The 19261-nt window shown below is 71.3% G+C and carries 15 protein-coding genes; 2 read left to right on the top strand and 13 right to left on the bottom strand.

The annotated features are described in order from the left end of the window. Positions 1-156 precede the first annotated feature (156 nt). From ACGGCP_RS07165 to ACGGCP_RS07135, 7 genes are all read right to left on the bottom strand, one after another. Positions 157-2025 (bottom strand): potassium transporter TrkA, encoded by a 1869-nt coding sequence (locus tag ACGGCP_RS07165; protein WP_392962342.1) that lies wholly within the window; start codon positions 2023-2025, stop codon positions 157-159. 316 nt (positions 2026-2341) lie between these two features. Continuing rightward, the gene (gene fxlM / locus ACGGCP_RS07160) at positions 2342-3562 is read right to left on the bottom strand and encodes a methyltransferase, FxLD system (protein WP_392962339.1); all 1221 of its coding nucleotides are present in this window, start codon (positions 3560-3562) and stop codon (positions 2342-2344) included. A gap of 70 nt (positions 3563-3632) precedes the next feature. Next, on the bottom strand, positions 3633-4490 hold the full coding sequence (locus tag ACGGCP_RS07155; protein WP_392962336.1) for a hypothetical protein: 858 nt from the start codon (positions 4488-4490) through the stop codon (positions 3633-3635). Positions 4491-4761: 271 nt separating this feature from the next. Then, on the bottom strand, positions 4762-5355 hold the full coding sequence (locus ACGGCP_RS07150; RefSeq protein ID WP_392962334.1) for an RBBP9/YdeN family alpha/beta hydrolase: 594 nt from the start codon (positions 5353-5355) through the stop codon (positions 4762-4764). A gap of 84 nt (positions 5356-5439) precedes the next feature. Continuing rightward, positions 5440-6252 carry a class I SAM-dependent methyltransferase gene (locus ACGGCP_RS07145; protein WP_392962331.1) on the bottom strand — a complete coding sequence of 271 codons (813 nt, stop codon included), beginning with the start codon at positions 6250-6252 and terminating at the stop codon, positions 5440-5442. A gap of 181 nt (positions 6253-6433) precedes the next feature. Next, the gene (locus ACGGCP_RS07140; protein ID WP_392962328.1) at positions 6434-7054 is read right to left on the bottom strand and encodes a LysE family translocator; all 621 of its coding nucleotides are present in this window, start codon (positions 7052-7054) and stop codon (positions 6434-6436) included. A 91-nt stretch (positions 7055-7145) separates the two neighbouring features. Further along, the gene (locus ACGGCP_RS07135; protein ID WP_392962325.1) at positions 7146-7850 is read right to left on the bottom strand and encodes a hypothetical protein; all 705 of its coding nucleotides are present in this window, start codon (positions 7848-7850) and stop codon (positions 7146-7148) included. Positions 7851-8153: 303 nt separating this feature from the next. On the opposite strand from ACGGCP_RS07135, the gene ACGGCP_RS07130 reads away from it, so the two are divergent. Then, on the top strand, positions 8154-8630 hold the full coding sequence (locus ACGGCP_RS07130) for a hypothetical protein (protein WP_392962323.1): 477 nt from the start codon (positions 8154-8156) through the stop codon (positions 8628-8630). Between the two features lie 11 nt (positions 8631-8641). On the opposite strand, the gene ACGGCP_RS07125 is transcribed toward ACGGCP_RS07130, so the two are convergent. The 4 genes from ACGGCP_RS07125 to ACGGCP_RS07110 all read right to left on the bottom strand — a co-directional run bounded on the left by ACGGCP_RS07125 (position 8642) and on the right by ACGGCP_RS07110 (position 12490). After that, positions 8642-9775 carry a PrsW family intramembrane metalloprotease gene (locus tag ACGGCP_RS07125; protein WP_392962320.1) on the bottom strand — a complete coding sequence of 378 codons (1134 nt, stop codon included), beginning with the start codon at positions 9773-9775 and terminating at the stop codon, positions 8642-8644. Continuing rightward, the gene (locus ACGGCP_RS07120) at positions 9772-10368 is read right to left on the bottom strand and encodes a hypothetical protein (protein WP_392962317.1); all 597 of its coding nucleotides are present in this window, start codon (positions 10366-10368) and stop codon (positions 9772-9774) included. The genes ACGGCP_RS07125 and ACGGCP_RS07120 overlap by 4 nt, the downstream gene beginning before the upstream one ends. Positions 10369-10443: 75 nt before the next feature. Beyond that, positions 10444-11826 carry a hypothetical protein gene (locus tag ACGGCP_RS07115; protein ID WP_392962315.1) on the bottom strand — a complete coding sequence of 461 codons (1383 nt, stop codon included), beginning with the start codon at positions 11824-11826 and terminating at the stop codon, positions 10444-10446. 13 nt (positions 11827-11839) lie between these two features. Next, positions 11840-12490, bottom strand: a complete 651-nt coding sequence (locus ACGGCP_RS07110; RefSeq protein ID WP_392962312.1) for a hypothetical protein — start codon at positions 12488-12490, stop codon at positions 11840-11842. A 171-nt stretch (positions 12491-12661) separates the two neighbouring features. Here ACGGCP_RS07110 and ACGGCP_RS07105 point away from each other — a divergent pair, with 171 nt between their 5' ends. After that, positions 12662-13540 carry an FG-GAP repeat domain-containing protein gene (locus ACGGCP_RS07105; protein WP_392962309.1) on the top strand — a complete coding sequence of 293 codons (879 nt, stop codon included), beginning with the start codon at positions 12662-12664 and terminating at the stop codon, positions 13538-13540. On the opposite strand, the gene ACGGCP_RS07100 is transcribed toward ACGGCP_RS07105, so the two are convergent. Both ACGGCP_RS07100 and ACGGCP_RS07095 read right to left on the bottom strand, forming a co-directional pair. After that, positions 13537-14982 (bottom strand): glycosyltransferase, encoded by a 1446-nt coding sequence (locus ACGGCP_RS07100; RefSeq protein WP_392962307.1) that lies wholly within the window; start codon positions 14980-14982, stop codon positions 13537-13539. The genes ACGGCP_RS07105 and ACGGCP_RS07100 overlap by 4 nt on opposite strands. After that, complete coding sequence (locus tag ACGGCP_RS07095; RefSeq protein ID WP_392962304.1) at positions 14979-19085, bottom strand: glycosyltransferase; 4107 nt, start codon at positions 19083-19085, stop codon at positions 14979-14981. Before ACGGCP_RS07095 ends, ACGGCP_RS07100 begins: the two co-directional genes overlap by 4 nt. Positions 19086-19261: the final 176 nt, after the last annotated feature.

Here is a 19261-nt window from a genome sequence, read left to right as displayed (position 1 = left end):
TTCCTCCGCTGGGTGCTGCGGTCTCCATCGAAGTTACCCGGGCGGTACGACGCCGACCTCTGCCGAAAGTCTGAGAAGTCCTATGACCAAAGTCGTAAGCCTGCCGGGTGACGGCGACCGTGCGTGACGGCCGCCGCCACCGGCAGGCGTACGGGTTCAGTCCTCGGCGAGGACGATGATCTTGTCGCCCGGCTGCAGCATGAACTGCATGCCCTTGTCCGGGTTCAGGTGCACGCCGTAGCTCGGCTCCTGCTTCGCCTGGGCGGCGACGCGGTACCCGATGGCGGTCTCGCCGCGGCGGCGCGCCGACTCGGCGACGGTGTAGAAGTTGACCGGCACGCCCGTGCGCACGTAGTGCTCGGCGGGCTTGAGGTAGATCTCCGAACCGTCGGGGCTGAACAGCTGCCCGAAGACCTGCGACAGGTGCGGGTTCTCGGCGGTCTGCGTGAGCAGGAGGCTGATGAGCTTGTCGCTGACGATGAAGTCGTCGGCCTGCGTGACCTGCGCGAGCGTGCGGTTGCGGTCGTCGGCCATCTCGGAGACGACCTTGAAGCGGGAGTTGCTGCGCTGGGCCATGTCGCGCAGGTGCAGCAGCGTCACGAGCGTCTTCGAGTCGGCGAGCTGCGGGGCCACGTCGTCCGAGCACAGGGCGATGATGTGGTTGTACGAGCCCGGGTTGAGCGATTCGAGGAGGAGCCGGTCGGTCGTGTCGTCCTCCTTGAAGTTGAGGCCCTGGACGCGCATGGTCGGGCCGATCTTGCGGATCGCCTCGGGCGCGTCGGGGTGGTCGGAGACGACGTCGGTGACCGAGCCGGGCGCGACGTACTGGTCGAGCTGCTCGAGGATGGTGCGCGACATGGCGTTCCAGCCGAGGATGAGGGTGCGCTCGGCCCGGTTCGCGGCCTCCGCGCGGGCGACGATGACGCTCTCGTCGATCACCGGGCGCGAGCCGTCGAGCTGGATCGCGGAGTCGTCGGCCGCGACGAGGATGAGCTTGTCGCCCGGCTGCAGCGCAGCCGAGGACGGCGGGTTGATGATGCAGCGGCCCTCCTTGGTGAGCACGCCGATGAACGACGACGTGCGGTAGGAGTGCAGGGCCTGGCTGAGCGGGCGGCCGAACAGGCCGGGCTCCTCGACCATGTAGATCTCGTCGCCGCCGAAGTCGAGCAGGTCGGTGTAGACCACGGACAGGCCCGACTGGCGGCAGGTCTGCACCATGAGGCGGGCCATGAGGTCGTTGGCGTCGACGATGTGCGCCGCGCGGCCCCCGGCGAGGCGCGCGGCCGGGAGGTTGCGGCCTTCGGCCACCGCGCCCACGACGTGGCACTTGATGCCGTTGCCGCCCTGGGTGACGGCGAGCAGCGAGCGCACGAGCTGCGCGTCGGGGTCCTCCTCGGCGGAGGTCAGGATGATGACGCTCTTGGCCTGGCCGGGGTTGACGAGGCCGATGCTGTCGGGGTCGGCGGGGTCGCCGGTGCGGCAGACGACGTGCGTGGACTTGAGGTCCGCGATCTTCGTGCGGATCTCGTCCTCCATCTCCACTTTGTCGCGGTCGGCGAGGATCGCGATGACGGCGCGTTTCTCGCTTTCGTTGGCCTCCACCAATTCCGAGATGACGATGAAGACCTGATCGGACCACCCCAGAATGACGGTGTGATCTTTCTCAACGACGAGCGAACGGCCTTTGCGGAGGTCCTCGAGTTTCGCGTCGAGACCGGTCGTCAGCACACCGACGAGTGACGACAGGATCACCAGACCGCCGATGGTAGTGATGAACATGACGACCATGCCGGGGCCGCTCGCATCGTCGCCGGTGATGGTCCCGGCGTCGAGGATGTGGATGAACGACTTCCACAATGTACCGCCGAAGCCATCGCCCTCCTTGACGATGACGAGGAACAGCGCACCTATCGCGGTGAGCACCAACGTGATTACGGTCAGCCAACCAATGAGCGCTTTCGTGCCCTTCGACATGGTGTTGTCGAACCAATAGCGTGCCCGCTGTTTGAACGTCGGCTCGGACATCGGGGGCGTCCTTTCTGGGAACGGCTTTCGACCGGCCGACTCGGGGCGGAGGCGAGTGGGGCCGGGAGTTTTCCGGGGCGTCAGCCACTATTACTGCATTGCGTCCACTGCGACCATTCGCAGCGAATGCGCTACACGGGGTCACCCGGACTCGAGGGGACGCCAGGGGGCGGGCGCACGGTCGCCGGGCGACGACCCTCCCACCCTAGTTCGAATCGTTAAGGGCGGGAAGGCGAGGGTGACGGGACGCCCCGGACCGCCTGGAGGGAGGCGGGACACTTGCGGTGAGCAGGTGCCCGGCGGCCGCGACGCGGAGTCAGGCGACACCGTTCGCGGCGGCGACTTCGATGGCGAGGCGGGTGTGGCGCTTGGGGACGGTGAAACGCGGTTCGGCGTCGGGTCCGGTTCCCCTGCGGTAGGCGGTGATCTGGAGGCTCACGCCGTCGCGGCACTCGCGGTCCCAGACGCGGACCTGGTCGGCGACGCGCACGGCGAGCGCCGCGCCGCCCGGCCCATGGCCGCGCACGCCGATCTCGTTGCCGCCGCCCGTCCTGCGGCACACCAGGTAGGCGAAGTCCTCGCCTTCGACGACAGCCGGGTTCGCCCAGCGCAGGAGGAGGCGCTGGAGGCCGTGGTCGCCGAAGGGCGCGCTCATCCGCCCGTACCCGGCGAACGCGCAGGCCAGCCACAGGGACAGCTGCGTCGCGTCGTCGTTCACCTTGAGCTGCACCGGAGTCCACACCGTGGTGCCGCGCCCGTCGAGGACGCCGCGCACGCCGTCGGCCTCGACCTGCCGTTCGACGTGGAAGGTCATGATGCGGCCCTCGGAGAGCTCGACGGTCTGGTCCTCCTGGCTGCCGAGGCCGCGCATCGGCATGAACCCGCAGCCGACGACGGAGCGGCTGCGCATCACGCCGTCCGCGTAGTCGAAGGCGACCGAGTGCTCGCAGCCGCGGATGCTCAGGGGCGCGACGAGCCTGCCGCCTTCGGCGAGCTGGTCCCACCAGGCCGGAGGCAGGTCCCAGGTGCCGACCGTGGCGATGATGCGGTCGTACGGGGCGCCGTCGATGAACCCGAGCTCGCCGTCGCCCTGCACGACCCGCACGCGGTCGGACCCGACGTCGTCGAGGGCCTTGCGGGCGCGCCCGGCCGTGTCGGCGTCGATGTCGACTGTGGTCACCGCGCCTTCGGGGCCGACGAGCACGTCCAGGAGCGCGGCGTTGTAGCCGGTGCCTGCGCCGATCTCGAGCACGCGGTGGCCGGGCTGGACGTCGAGCTGCTCCAGCATCTCGGCGACGATCGCGGGCTGCGAGGCGGAGCTGACGGGCTCGCCGTCGCTGTTGCGCTTGGTGACGTACACGTCGTCGGCGTAGGCGATGCGCAGCGGCGCTTCGGGCACGAAGCGGTGCCTCGGCACGGCGAGCATCGCCGTCTCGACGGCCCCGGTCCGGATCACGCCGCGCGACCGCAGGCTCCCCACGAGGCGGGTGCGCAACTGGTGCGCCTCGTTACCGGAAGTATCGGTGTGATCACCCACGTCTTCCAGCGTACGTCCGATGTGCCACGTCCGCCTCCCCCAGTTCCAGCGATTGGAACGGTTCAGGCGCTCACTCCTGCCCCGCGCAGCGGGCGTCGAGCATCGCCCACAGGGCCTCACGCTGGGCCTCCGGCACCTCGAGCGGCGAGGCGACCGGTTCGGACCCGTCGATGACGATCCACGCGGTGAACCCGAACGGGTGCTTCGCGTCCCCCACGACGTGGCCGTCACAGCGGTGGGCGTCGAACACGAGCGGTACAGACACGCCGCCGCCTTCGGGTTCGGACGCGCCGGGGTGGATCTCGAAGAGGACGCTCCCGCGCACGTCGGTCACGTCGAGCACCGCGTCTCCCAGCGGCGTGACGTTCAGCCTCCCTTCCAGGGTGCCGTCCGCGGCTGCGGTCAGCTCCCCCAGTTCGATGCGGGCGGACGCGGCCACCGCCTGCGCCGCGCACGCTTCCCGGACCAATCGGTCAAGTGTGCCGTTCGGGTACGACAATTCCAGGGTCACGGTGTGTTCGGCCTGGTCCTCGGTGGCGACGCGGAGGTTCACGGAGGCCGGTTCGGCGGTGGTGGCGGCACCGTCGGGGCAGCGGGCCTCGCCGTACTTGGTGATCATGTCGCGGGCGTTGACGCTCGGCGGGACCTCGACGTCGAACTCCTGGATCCCCAAGGGCGCGAACGACTCCGTGACGAGCTCGACGCCGATGACGCGGACGGGCGCGTCGCCGTGGTTGGTCACGGCGATCGCGACCTGGCCGGGCTTCATGAACATGCGGCGGATCTCGGCGGTCGCGGTCAGGTCGGGCGGGTCGGAGACGGCGGCAGGATCGGTGTCGCCGCGAGGGCTCGCGAGGCTCCCGGCGAGCGCCGCCGACGCGGCGGCAAGCACGAAGACGCCGACGACGGCGATCCGAATCCAGCGCATGAGGGCCTCCCGGAGCGCCGATCCGAAGGCCCGCACGGGGTCGCGGGGACGGACCGGCCCGATCGGTCCCAGTCTGGCACCGCAGGGGCCCGCTGTGAAGGGCCGAGCCGGACACAGAGCGGGCGCGAATAAAGTTCGCGTTCAAGGCGATGTCGGACCCTTGTGGGAGGGTGTCCTTATTTCACATGGTGGTCGGAGGTGGATGCGGGTGGGAAGGGGCATGCCCTATGGCCGCCCGCGGCGCAACCGCGCCTCGCCCCGTCAGCGCCGCCTACCTGTTGGGCGTCAAGCGTTCCGACCCGTCCAGGCTCCACGCCAGCGCCGAAGGCCAGCGGCCGTAGCCGTCGTCCAGGGAGATGTGGCCGCCGCCCGCGATCACGTCGACCTCGCAGCCCAGCGGCCGCCCGTAGTGCTCGGCGGCGTCCTCGACGCAGTACGGGTCCGCGTCCGAGCAGGCCAGGCGCACCGCGTTCTTGGCGAGGCGCAGGCCCTCGAGGTGGAGGCCGGTCGTGGTGAACCCGGCGATGACGTCCCAGTCGAACGCCTTCGGCCCGGGCGGGCTCACGAACAGCACCCGGTCGGCCGAGAGCGGGTTCGCCGAGGCGGCGTCGGCGGCCGCGAGGTGCATCCACGCGACGCTGGCGAGGCTGTGGCAGACCACGACCTTCTCCCCTCGCATGAGCGCCAGCTCCGACCGGATCGCGTCGGTCCAGTCGGCGAGCGAGGGGCGGTCGGTGTCGGGCAGCTGCGGGTAGAAGACCTGTTCGCCCCGCTCGCGCAGGTCCATGGCGAGCTCGTGCTGCCAGTGGCCTTCGGGCCTGCGGTTCTCCACGCCGTGGAGGATGAGAAAGCTGCGGTTCCACATGTCCGGGAGACTAATCGCGCCCCAGGTCGAAGGCAAGGGCCTTCCCAAACCCGGGGCGCCCGAACCGCTTCGCGCGGGCCTCGTCTAAGACGGGACCTGCGCGACGGTCAGCAGGTGGTTGCTCGCGCCCAGCAGCGAGGGCTCGGCCTCGATCACGCGCAGGCCGTCCATGAGGTGCCTGCGCGCCTCGGGCTCGTCGATGAGCCGCTCCAGCTCGGGGATGTACCCGGGGAAGCCCTGCACGGCGTACTGCGCGGGGGCCTTGAGGCCCGCGTCGGCGAACTCCTCGAAGACCTCGCCAGGGTGCGCCAGGTAGGCGGTAGTGAACATGTCCTGGTCGGAGAAGCGCAGTTCGCCGTCGCCGAGGATGCGGAGGCTGTCCTCGGCGCTGATCTTCCGGTCGATGTCGTTGGACTGCGAGAGGAGCCAGTCGCACCAGCCCGAGGTGCGGTTGATCGTGACGGCCGCGACGACGCCGCCGGGACGCGCGCACCGCTTCGCCTCGGCGATGGCCTGCACCCGGTGTGCGCGGTCGGTCAGGTGGTAGAGCGGGCCCATGAGGAGCACGGCGTCGAAAGTCGCGTCGCCCCAGGGCAGTTCGCGCGCGTCGCCGACGACGGCGGTGACGCCGGGCAGTTCCGCGGCGACCGCGACCTGGCTCGCGACGGGGTCGATGAGGGTCACGCGGTGGCCGTCCTCGGCGAGCCACTGGGAGTGGATGCCGGTCGCGCCGCCCACGTCGAGCACGTCGAGGGAGCCGCCGGGGAGCTTGCGGCGCAGCAGGTCCTGCATGCGGGCGAACTCCAGGCGCCCGCGCGGGCTGCGCGTCAGTCGCGCGCCCTCCTCGCCGCGTTCGTAGTACGACTCGATCTCGGCTTCGAATTCCCAAGTTGTCATGGAGCTCATTGTGCAGGAACAGGACTGAAAACGCTATCCCGTAAGGGGGCGCGGAAACGGCGGCCGGTCTGCCGTCCCGTCGGCACTCCCGCAAGCGCGAAGGGTCGGTCGGCTGGCCGCCGCGCTGCTATCTCACCTCATGCCCCGCGAACCCCGCCGCGCGGGGGCGCTACTCGCGGGTTCAGTTGGCGGCGACGCGGAGTCCGAGGGCGACCATGACCGCCCCGGTGACCCCGTTGAGCCAGGCGCGCACGCGCGGGCGCTCGAGCACGGCCCGGAAGAGCCCGATGAGGTTCGCCAGTCCGATGTAGAACAGTCCGCATACGGCCATCCCGACGGCCGCGAGCTCGCCGATCAGCACGGCCTGCGAGCCGCCGCCCACGAGGAACTGCGGCATGAGCGCCGTGAACAGGACGACCGCCTTCGGGTTGAGCAGGTTGCACATCAGGCCTGAGCGGAACGCCGCCCAGTGGCTCATCGGCCGGTCGAGCTCGATCGCGGCGACGGGCCGCCGCCGCTCCTTGACCGCGGCGCGGATCGACTTCACGCCCAGGTAGACCAGGTACGCCGCGCCCGCGAGCTTGACCACCGTGAACGCCAGCGCCGAGGCGGCCAGGAGCGCGGCGAGCCCGATCGAGGTGGCGACGACCCACACGACGATGCCGAGGCCGATCCCGACGGCGGTCCACATCCCGCTCACGCGCCCTGAGAGCACGGTGTTGCGCACGACCATCGCGAAGTCGGGTCCGGGCACGATGGCGGCGAGCAGGATCGCCAGGCCGAAGAGCAGCGGCGCGGTCATGGTTCTCCCCCTGGGTCGGTGCGGTCGCACCTATCGTGCGCGCCGGGGCCGTGCGGCGCATCCGCACGGTGACGGGGTTGTGCGACTGGGTTCAGGCGGGGTCGGCGAGGCGCCAGTACTGCTTCTTGTCGCGGTCGTGGACGACGACGCCGAGGGCGGCGAGTTCGTCGAGGAGTTCGCGCAGGTCACTGCCGTTGGACTTCTCGAGGGCCTGCTGCCGGGCCTTGAGTACGGCGTTCGCGCCGTCCGGGAGGCCGTCGGCGCCGGGGACCCAGCGTTTGAAGTCGGCGGCGTAGGGGTCGCCGTCGGGGAGCCAGCGGTAGCCGTGCTTGCGGAGGGCGGCGGCGAGGGCGTCGCGGTCGAGGTCGAATTCGGCGTTGGCGAGTTCTTGGCGGCGGTGGCCGAGGACGACGATCCGCTTGTCCTGCACGAAGACGGCTGCGATGTCGGTGCGGTGGGCTTCGCGCTCGTAGTCGCCGCGTTTGAGCCCGATGCGGTCGCGGCCGATGGTGACGGTGAGCATCTCGTGGAGGACGAAGAAGGCGATGAAGAGCCCGAGGACGAGTCCGGCGGCGAGGGCGACGATGAGCTGGAGTGTCGCGGAGAGGTCGGTGAAGAGCTCGAACAGGCCTTGGAACGGGAACCAGGAGAGGCCGACGATCCATTCGACGATGAAGGTGAGGCCCCATCCGAGCGCGGCGCCGGCGAGTGGGAGGCCGATGAGGAAGGCCGGGCCGACCCAGGGGGCGTCGGCGACGGTGGTGGTGTCGCCGGTGCGGGTGTCGTCAGTGGGCATCGGGGTCGCCGCCTTTCGGTCGGATCAAGACGGTTTCACTGTATCCACGGGGTCTGAGCTGCTCAAACGGTTCTACGGAGATCGAGCCCAAGGGATGAGCGCTGTGGCGCGATTCGATACGGAAGGCGTCCCCGCAGGGTCGGGGCCGATACGAAAGTATCGCCGATCCGACCCTCGTAAACGTGTGAAAACGCCGCATACGGGATTCGGCTCGGCTAACGTCCAGATCGTTCGATCCGGTACGCGGCCATGGTGATGCGCCGCGCGCGAGAAAGGCCCGGACCAGTGTCGTCTAGCGGATCTGTGCACCGTCCTGCCACGCTCGTCGCCGCCGCGGCGGCGCTCCTGCTCTGCACCACGGCTTCGGTCGCCGCGTCGACCGAGCCTGCCCCGAACTATGTGGACATCGTGCTGTCCGAGGGCGACAGCCGCTGCGCGGTCGAGCGCGTCGAGGTCGGGGCCGCGCCGCCGAGCACGGTGGCGATCGACGCCGCCGCGGTCGACTTCGACTGCAGCGGCAGCACTGTGCTCGATTTCAGCGCCGACACCGCGTTCGCCTTCGACGACGCGAAGGGCACCGCGACCGCCGAGGACGTGCGCATCGCCGCGACCAAGCTCGGCGTGACCTGCACGTACGAGTCGGAGCGGGTGACGCTCACGCGGGAGGGCGCGGGCCGCGGCTACCGGGGCGGGCCGATCGGCGCGAGGAAGGTCGGCGGCTCGTTCCTGTGCCCGGGTTCGGTGAACCTCGATGCGGCCGAGGTCGTCTTCCACCAGTAGGCCGCTGCCGTCTAGAGCACTCCCGGCGACCGGTCCACGAGCAGGCCCTGCCGCGCGGCCGTGACGGCGTCCCGCCAGGGCTGCGCGTCGGCCGGGTCGAGGCGCTCGGGCACGCGTTCCTCGACGAGGTCCAGCTGCAGCTGCTGCAGGCGTTCCTGGGCGACCCGCACCGGCCCGAAGCTGCGCAGGTACTTCCTCCTGTCGCGGCGCCGCGACAGGCTCGCGGCCTCGACGGCGGCGAGGCTCCCGGCCTGCACCTCCTCGGCGGCGACCGCGTCCCAGCGGGCCCGGAACCCGCGCCGCACCGCGATGTACACGACGACGAGGATCGCGAAGTTCACCAGCGGCTTCCCGATCGCGCCCGCGAGCCCGCTGAAGAACGGGCTGTCGAACAGGAAGTGCATCCCCATGGCGAGCGCGAAGCACCCGGCCGCGACCCAGATCCGCCGCGCCGTCACCCGGCCCGGCGCGCTCACGAGGTACCCGATGCCCGCGCCCGCGACGGCGGTCATCGTCCAGTGCGAGCCGATCCCGGTGAGCAGGATGCGGATCCACAGCACCTGCCCGGTGGCCCCGACCGGGTCGACCCCGCCAGCCATGCCGATCGCGTTGAGCCCGTAGGTGAAGTTCTCCATGACCTGGAAGCCGAACCCGACGAGCGCGCCGTACACGAACCCGTCGGCGGCGCTGCGCACGAGCCGCGTCGAGACGCACGCGAGCAGCACCACGCCCGCGGCCTTCACGGCTTCCTCGTTGAGCGGCGCGGTCAGGGCCGCGGCCCACTGCCCCGCCGCCTCCAGCCCGAGCGCCTTCGACCAGGCGGCCAGGAGCAGGCCGTTCATGACCAGCGCGAGCCCGCACGCGCCGAACGCGCCCCACATGAGCGCCAGCCACGTCCCCGACCACGGCGGGCCCTGCACGGGCCGCAGGAACCGCCGCGAGACCCACACGGCGAACGCGACGCCCGCGGCGAGCACCACGAGGTCGAGTCCCATGCTGCCGGGGAACGCCAGCGCGACGGGCAGGAAGTCCTTGCGGAGGGTCCAGAGTCCGAAGGCGGACAGGGCGATGAGGGTCCAGAACGCGAGCGTGCGGACCCGGACGTTGGCCGGGCGCGGCACGGTCGTGTGCGCGTAGACGGTCATGACGCCTCCTCGATCGCGATGGTGTCGATGAGCGCGGCGGCGGCCGCGCGGTCCTCGTCGGACGCGTGGGACGGGGCGAGGACCTGGGCTTCGACGGCCGTCGCGCCTTCGTCGTCGGGGAGGACGTAGGCCTCGCCGACGCGGCTGCCGACCTGGAGTTTCCCTTCGAGTCCGGCGAGGCCTGCGGTGTTCTCGTACTCGGTGGGGCTGTCGAGCCAGACTTCGGTCCCTTGGCCGCGTTGGATGTCGAGGAGCCGGTCGAAGCCGTTCCACATCTCGCCCGGCGACGTCCCCTCCGGGAAGGTCACTGTGGACAGTTCGACGACCGTGTCGCCGCGCACGAGCACGATGCGGGAGTTGATGTCGCTCGCGGCGCTGTCGAGGACCCAGCCGTCGCCGACCTGCACCGTGGCCCGCTGGTCGGGCCCGAACGCGATCACCGTGTCGGGCACGACCTCCACGCCGTCGGGCTGCGAGGCGGCGAAGACCGCCTCGGCGGTGATCAGGGCGGCCAGCACCCCGACGACGGCGAGCGGCACCCAGATCCGGCGCCGCCCTTCCACCGCGTTCCCCGCGGCCCCTGTGTCGTTCATGCGTTCAACATAGCCAGAAAGCGGCCGCGCTAACCTGGGAAAACTCTCATCTGATCCTGTGTGTACTGCCAGGGTTCAGGGCGAGCCGTGGACGTCGGCGCCGTGCAGGAAGGTCTGCTGGACGTTCCACACGTCCGGGTTGAGCGCGATCCGCGCCGAGTACCAGACCCGGTAGCCGGGCTTGCCGTACTCGGTGTCGGCATACAAGGTGGCGCGGTAGAGGCGGTCGTGCTGCCCGGGTTTGAGCCGCGGGATGGCCGACATCGGGAACGACGCGAAGTTCGTCGGCGTCGACCCGGCAATGAACAGCAGGTCGCCTTCGCGTCCGCTCGCGCCGGTGACGGTGTCGTTGAGCAGTCCGATGTACTCGTTGCCGTCCTTGACGATCGAGAGGTGCCAGGGCTCCTTGTTGTTCTGCATCGGCCCGAGGGTCGCGTACACGCCGGCCGACCAGTTGGCCTTCGCGGGGGTCGCGCCGCCGACGAAGTAGACGATCCGGTTGGGCGAGCGGACCATGTCGACCGCCCACATGTACCAGCGGCCGTTCTCGTAGATGAACGCGGGCGACAGGGGCCGGCGCACGCTCATGGAGCTGCGCATGGCCTCGGCGGGCGCGGACCAGTGCACGCCGTCGGTCGAGGTCGAGTACTTGATGCGCTCCTGGGCGAGGTCGGGGATGACGACGCGCCAGAACAGGTACATGGTGTCGTTGGGGCCCATCTGCAGGTCGGTGTCGGAGTTGTACGGGCCGGGCGATCCGGGCTGGTCGTCGATCGGGTTGGTGAGCCCGGCGGGCACCTCCCAGTTGACGCCGTTGTGGGACGCGGCGATGTTCGGGTCCTCCCAGGCGTCGTTGCTGCCCGGGTAGGGGGTGTGGGCCATCCAGTACTCGTAGCCGTTCCAGCCGCCGGGGATCTTCACGACGCTCGGGTGCGTGGTCTGGCCGCCCGCCGGGGAGGCGTGCGTGGGGATGGTCCGCTTGGCGCCGTAGGGGCCCCAGACCCGGCCGGGCTGTTCGAGCTCCTCGTCCGGGACGGCCGGTTCGCACCGGCTCAGGTCGACCGCGCGCGCCAGGACCTTGCCTCCGGGGGCGAGGCGGGCCTTGAGGGCGACGCGCCGTTCGGTGCCGACGGGCAGGACGGCGGTGCCGGTGAGCGTCTGGTGCCCGGCCAGCGCGGTGCCTTTGCGGAGCGTCCCGGCGAGGTCGGCGGTCTTCCAGGGGTTCGAGTCGGGTCCGGTCTGGATCTGGACGGAGGCCACGACGTGCGCGGCGTCCCCGTAGTTGCGCAGCGCGAACTCGACCTCCCGGTCGCCCGCGGCCGTGCACGTGGAGGAGGCGTACTCGAGGACCGGCCCGCTCGGCGGGACCTCCTGCGCGTGGGTCGGGAGGGCGGCCATGAGCGCGGTCAGTCCGACCGAGACGGTCACTGCGAGCAGTCGTCGTGTGCTGGCGGGCATGGTGCGCTCCTTGCTAGGCGGGGTGGCCGACGGTCAGGTGGAAGTCGTTGAGCATGCCGATGGACTCGGCGCCGGTGACGCCGTTCGCGCCCTCCCACACCATGACCGGGCTCGGCAGGCTGAACGTGCGGTCGAGCGGCGGGAACGCCGGGTCGGCGACGGGTTCGTCCGGCAGCAGACGGACGGGGCCCGTGTAGAGGTAGAGCGGCTGGCCGTTGCCTGCCATGCCGGGGACGTGCTCGACCTCGAACTCGAGGCCGGAGGTGAACACGATGGACTCGGCGTCGGGGTTGTACTCGTAGGTCGTGGAGTTGAGGGAGCGGATCGAGACGGCGGCCTTGCCGAACGGGCCGGTCTCGTCGTCCTTGGTGCCGAGCACGAGGTTCGCGGTGGTGATCGCGGTCTCGCCGGGGTGGCGGGCGAGGTCGACCTCTCCGGCGAGGCCGCCGGTGCCGAGCGGTTCGAGCTGGCCGAGGATGTCGAACACGGCGCCGTCGCTGGTGACGGCCATGCGACGGAAGTTCGGGTCGTCGGCGACGACGTCCTGGGCGACGGTGACGGCGGCCGCGAGGAGGACGACGAGCGGCACGACGACCGCGACGACGCCCAGGCGGCGCTTGCGAAGGCCCGGCGTCTCCGGCCGGTCGGCTTGTCTGCGCGCCATGGCGTTCCCTCCGTCGCCGCGGCGGTGTCCAGGGGTTCCGCCGCCGATGTCTGTCCGCACCGGACAGTAGACGCCTCCGGGCGCTTCCGTGCCGTTTTTGACCGAAAACCAGCAGGTGCCCGGCCGGATACGCAAGGTGAAGTCATCCACCGCAACGGCAAAGGAAACGAAATGGCACACAGTGCACGGCTCGCGTCGGCCCTGACGGCCGCGGTCATCGCCGGGCTCATCGCACCGGGCCCGGCCGCCGCGCAGGAGCCGGCCGCTCCGGTCGAGCAGGGGTTCGCCGGGAACTACGACTACAACGGCGACGGCCGCGCCGACCTCGTCGCCCGCCGCGACGAGACCGGCATCCTCGAGGTGTGGCCCGGCAGCGGCTCCGGCGGCTTCGGCCAGCGCTACGACGTCGGCCCCGGCTGGAACGGGATGGACCTCCTCGCGACCGCCGGGGACCTCGACGAGGACGGCCGGGCCGACCTCCTCGCGCGCCGCGCGAGCGACGGCGCGCTGCTGTTCTACGGCGGCGACGGCACCGGTTTCCGTCCGCCCGTGCGCATCGGCTTCGGCTGGGACGCGATGAGCGCCGTCGTCGCCGGGCACGACTACGACGGCGACGGCCGCGCCGACTACCTCGCCGTCGAGTCCGCCACCGGCTACCTGTGGCTCTACCCGGGCGACGGGACCGGCGGCCACGGCGTGCGCGTCAGGATCGGGTCGAGCTGGAACGCGCAGAAGGAGCTGACCGCGATCGGCGACATGGACGAGGACGGCCACCCCGACATCGTCGCGGTCCGCGGCGCCGACGAGTGCATGTACTTCTACGGCGGCCCCGGCAGCCAGGGCTTCCGCCGCCCGGTCATGTTCGACTGCGGCTGGGACGTCATGGCGTCCGCGGCCGCCGCCGGCGACTTCAACGGCGACGGGCACGCGGACTGGGTCGGGCGCGAGACCGCCAACGGCCTCCTCTACCTGTTCACCGGCGACGGCGAGGGCGGGCACAGCTCGTCGCCCGTGATCGACGTCGGCTGGGGAAAGATGACGATCGCCTAGGCCGCGGCGACCACTGGCAGCCGGTCCATCAGGGACTTCGCCGAGCAGTGGTCGGCCAGGTGGGCCCAGGCCGCCTCCTGCTGCGCCGCGTACGCGCCCGGCTCGGTCGCCAGCCGCTCGACGAGCAGGGCGACTTCGCCCGGCTCGCAGTAGAGGGCGGCCGGGCCGTACACCGGCGCGAACCTGCGGTCCATCACGACCGGCACCCCGGCGGCCATCGCCTCGAGCGGCGCCCTTCCGAACGCGCCCATGCCTTCCCCGGCGAAGCAGACCATGACGTCGATCTCGGCCAGGAACTCCACTGTGGGCATGGCGTCGAACGGATGCACGGTCCAGTTCCGGGGCAGCCCGCCGAGCACCCGCGCGGGCGTCTCGACCCCGCCGAGCACGTGGACCTCGAACGGCTCCCGCTCCGGGTAGCACTCCAGCAGCGTCTCGCGCCGCTCCGGCCAGTGCGACCGCTCGTCCCGCGAGTGCCTGCCGATGCGGATGCGCCCGTCCGGGACGCGGCGGCCCTCGCGCCGCCAGTGCCCGAGGTCGACGACCTCGTGCCACGGCTCGGGGGCGAGGTCGACGTCCGGGTGGCGTTCGAGCGCGGCCTGCACGAGCGGCCCGCCCGCGTACCAGGTGTGCGCGCCCAGCCAGCCCGTGACGTTGCGTGCGACGATCGCGACCTCCCAGGCCTCCCCGCCCGCGCCGTACGCCCCCGAAGGCGGCTCGGCGGCGACGACGGCGGTCCGCGCGGCGGCGACCAGCGGCCGCCGCTCGAGCGGGTGCATGAGCGGCACGGGGTTCCGCACGACCGCGAGCGCGCACGCGACCTCGTCGTCGCGGCCGATCAGGCGCACCGGCCCGCCGAGGAGCGCCTCGACGCGCGGGTCCAGCGGCGCGTTCGCCTGCCGCCGGTAGACCGGATGGTGCAGCAGGCCCACGGTGAGGCCGAGGTCCCGGCAGATCTCGACCTCGGCGACCACCGACGCGACGTCGCCGCCGCAGTCCGCGACATAGACGACGTCGACTGCGAACCGCTCCGGCGCGACCCGCGACCGCTCCTCCTCGAGCTGCCGCGCCTCGACCTCCCGCAGCAGCGCGATCCGTTCGGCCAGCGGCACTCTCGTGTCCGCGGCGAACTCCCGTGCCTCCCGCACCGCCGAGACGGGGAACCCGCCCTCCAGCGCCTCGAACACGCGCCGCTTCCTCCGGTTCCCGGCATCCGGGGCCCGGTGGGCGCGCAGCAGCGCCGCGGCCTGCCGCCCGGCCGCGATGTCGCGGCCCAGACGGCGCAGCCGCACGGACGCACGCCATGTGAGTCCGATGAGGACGGCGAGGACGAGGCCCCCGGCCGCCAGGGCGTAGGGCGCGTCGAGCACGAACGGCAGCGCGATGGTCGCGGCCGCCGCCCCACAGGTGAGCACGGCTCGCAGCCGGGTGTGCTTGTTCATCGGGCGTCTTCCCTCGTCGCAGGTGCATCGGATCGGCTCGGCACGGTCACGCCGAGCCCGTTCACCCTGCGCAGCAGGGCTTCCGGGGAGAACCGCTCGCGCACGGTCCGCAGCCCGGCCTCGGCGCGCTCGGTGCGGTAGGCGGCGTCGGCGGCGAGGCGGCGCACTTCGGCCTCCACGTCCTCCGGTTCCCGGTAGACCGCGCCGTCGCCGAACAGCTCTTCGAAGTCCGGCGACAGGATCGTCGGCACCCCGGCGGCCATCGCCTCCATCGGGGCCCGCCCGAACGCCTCCACCAGGTTCTCGTCGACGAAGTACGCGTACACGTCGACCTGCCCTAGGAAGTCCACGGCCGACATCGTCCCGAACGGATGCGACACCCACCGGCGCGGAATCGTTCCCAGGATCCGTTGCAGCGCATCGTGACCGCCGAGCATGTGCACCTCGATGCCGTCCGTGTCCGGGTAGGCGGCGAGCAGCTGCTTGGCCATGTTCGGGAACTTCGTCACGTGGTCGCGGCTGTGCCGCCCGAGCCGGATCGGCTCCCCCTCGGCGCGGACCCGCCGCTCCTGCGGCGTCCACTCGGCGATGTCGATCGTCTCGTACCAGAAGTCCTCGGCGAGCGCGATGCCCGCCATCTCCTCGGCGTGGTGGGCGTGCAGGACATCGCGGATGGCCGGGCCGATCGCGTACCAGGTGTGCTCCCCGAGCCACTCGGTGACGTTGCGGTGCACGTCAGGGATGCTCCACGCGGTCCCGTACCCGCCGGTCGGCCCGTACTCCTCGAACGGCGCCTGGTTCACCAGCAGCACCGTCCGCCCGGCCACGATCTGCGGCCGGTCCTCCATCATCTCCGCAAGGGCCACCGGGAAACGCACGATCGTCAGATCACAGTGGACGGTGTCTCGCGGGTCGACGAGCACCACCTGCTCGCCGTCGACGAGCGCCGTGATCTTCGGGTCGATCGGCCTGCCCATCGCCCGTTCCTTCACCGGGTGGTTCACCAGCGCCACCCGCAGCCCGGCCGAGACGTATGCCAGGATCTCCGCCTGGTTGGCGGAGGTCGTGCCGCCCCTGAGGTTGAAGGTCGACACGATGGCGATGTCGACGGTGTGGGTGCGCCCCGGCCTGGGGTCGAGCGCGGCCCGCCGGGCGCACAGGACGCCGAGGGCGTGCACCTGCGTCTCGCGGGGACCCTTCCCCGAATCGGCGGCGATCCCCGCCAATGCGGTTGTCGCCGTCGCCGACCAGCCGTGGTTCAGGCGCAGCTCCCACCGCTCGATCATGCGGCGCTTCTTCTCGGTGATCCCGCCGGAAGCGGCCGCCCGGCATTCCTCGGTGGCGCTCACTCGGGCGCGGTCGAGCGCGCGCAGCAGCCGCAGCTGCGTCACGGCCGCCAGGAGGCACAGCACCGTCAGCGCGATGCCTGCGGCGAACCACGGCTCCGGCGCGAACACCGCCAGCGCGGGAACGAGCGGCGCCGCCCCGGCCGCCGACCACACGGGACGCCGACCGGCGGCCCGCACGAGGTGGACGATCGGCGTCGGCAGTCTGCCCGGGTCCTTGGCGGGCAGCACGGGCCGCACGGCCGGGGCGTTCTCGGGCTGCGCGCTTGGCAGCCGCGCGGGCACCTGCCGGTCGAACGCCCGCCACGCGGCCAGCGCGAGCACCGAGCCGGTCCAGACCACCGCGCTCGCGCCGGCGACCCAAGGCAGGGAGGCAGGTTCGACCGCCGCCGCGACGGCGACGGAGGCCGCGACGGACCCGAGCCCGCACGCCGCCAGGAGCACGTCGGCGCGGCCGAACATCCCCCGCAGCCCACGGGACTCGGACTGCGAGTCCGAATGTGCGACGCCAGTCAGGCTGACGGCCTCGGCAGGCGAGGACGGCGACCCATCGGCGGATCCGACAGGCCCGGCAACGCGCACTGAACCGGCCGCGTCGGCTTCGGCGACCCGCGCAGCGGGCACGGCGGGTTCGCGCGCGGACGCATCGCCGACGGTCTCGGGCGCGCTCGCGACATCGGCCTGGCCCGCCGCATCCCGCTGCGTCACTGAAGCCATCGCGACCGACGCCGCCTCCGGTCGACGATCGCTTGCCTCACTCGACGCGGCGTCGGTCGCCGAAGCCGAAGCGGCCGTACCGGTCTCGGCAGCCCGCGCAGCAGGCACGGCGAGACCGGCGGCCTCGCGGGCGGGCACATCGCCGACGGCGTCCAGCGCTCCAGCTGCATCAGACTGCGCCGCAGGCGCGGCCACCGCGGCTGACTCGCGACAGCCCGGCGAAGACGCGGCACCGGCCGCGCCAGACTGCCGCTCCGAGTCGGCAGAGACGACCCCGGCGACTCCGGCCGCACCAGCGGCGGCCTCCGCACCCGCACCCACGCTCACGTTCGCATGCGGCGCACCGGCAACACGATCCGAGCAGTGCACCCGAATCCGGGCGGCATCGATCCCCGGGTGCTCGAATCGGAGCAGCTCCGCGTAGGCCGCGCTGGGCGTGATGACCGGCGCAGTGTGCCCTCCCTCAGGCTCGACGAAATCGAGCCCGTCCTCGGAAGCGGCGGTCAGCACCGCCCGATCGACGAGGGCCTGATCCCCCTTGATGCCCTTCAGGTCAGGACAGTGCAGCAGTGCGACCGCGACGCCCCCGCGCGCCGTGTCGCCCGCCTCGGCGAGCATCGCGCACCGCGTCGCGTCCAAGGCGCTCCAGTCGGCGGCGTAGACGCGGCCGTACTCGATCGCCTGATTGTCCGCATTGGACCTCGTGATGCACCGCGTGATCGGGAACGGCCTAGGGCGCGCGAGCGAAGCCATGAACGGCGACGCCTGGTCGCGCCCGATCGCCCGGTGCCAGCGCGCGAACCCCGAGTAGTACCCGAAGCGGCTCGCCGACATCCAGTGCCGCGACACCTCCCCGGCCGACAGCGTGTTCCCGTTGTACCGCACGGCGGTCAGCGGACCGTTCCCCATGCGCAGGAAGCTCCCCTTACCGAACGCGTTCTGGATCCGGAACCGGTATTCGGAGTCCGCAGTCTTCCTGACCTCGTCGTAGAAGCCGACCTTCTTCAGGACGGCCTCGGACCGGATCATGATCGGCGTCGACCGTGCGGCGATGATCGCGATCTGCGGATCGATCATCAGCGACAGGTCCTCGGCGACCGCGACGCACCTCGACTCGACCATCACCAGGTCCGGATTGACGACCATCGGCCGCACCTGCAGCTCCAGACGGCGCGGGTGCGCCCAGTCGTCGGAGTCCAGTCCGGTGATGAACTTGCCTGCGGCGACCGCCATCGCCCGGTTGCGCGCCTGGTAGGTCCCGGCGTTCTCGGGCTGGATGAGGAGCTTCACGCGCGGGTCGAGCGACGCGGCCTCCAGCAGCACCGACTCGTACTCGGGCCCGGAGGCGTCGTCGACGAGCAGCAGCTCCCAGTTCTGCCACGTCTGCGCCACGATCGACCGCACCGCGGTCAGCAGTGCCCCACCGGGCTTGAAGCAGGTCATGACGACCGAGATCATCGGCCCCCGGTCGACCGGCTCCAGCGGGCCGGTCCGCAACCCGTCGAAGTGCAGCGCCGCACCGGGTTCGGGCCCCACCAGCTCGGGCCATTCGGTGAACTGCCTGAACCGCCGCATGTACGCGGCCGGGCTGCCGCCGTGGTTCGGGTGAGCCTCCTGGCAGCGGAGCGAGCGGAGCAAGAGGTCCGGCAGGCTGTCATAGGCCTTGATGAGACGCTTCACCTGCCTGGTTCGGCCGTGCAGATGCGCCGTGGTCACATGCAGCTCTTGGTGTTCGCCGGGCAGGCGTCCACCGAGCCGGCGATAGGCCAGGTCGTACAGGGCAAGGGCCTTCTCGCGTTCCTCGGGGGTCCGGGCCTTCAACCCGATGGAGGCCGCCAGCGCGCAGAGCGCTTCGAGGTTGAGCGCTGCCTTCCCAAGGCGCGGTTCACGACCGCGGAGATCGAGGAGCAGCCCGGGGTCGGCTGGGTAAGCGAGGTGCGCGAGGACATGGAGTACGAGGCGGGAGTTGTGGAACTGCCCCCACTCGTGGATGTCCTTGATGCGCGTCGACGCCACCGAGTCGAGCGCCTGATCGACCAATTCCGCGACATTCGGCGGCCTGTCCACTCGCACGGAATCGCCTTCGGCGGCACGCTGATTCGGCCGGGATTCGGGCGTGGGCGAGAGGGTTCTTGTACCAGTAGAACCTGTCATGAGCCGGACTTTACGAGTTTTTCCGGCCCCGATTGTCGAACTCCGCGGCGTGTTGCCGCACT

This window comes from Glycomyces sp. NPDC048151 (assembly GCF_043202775.1).
GTDB lineage: Bacteria > Actinomycetota > Actinomycetes > Mycobacteriales > Micromonosporaceae > Glycomyces.
The sequence above is the reverse complement of the archived record's forward strand: the minus strand, read 5'-3'. Positions and strand labels throughout refer to the sequence as shown.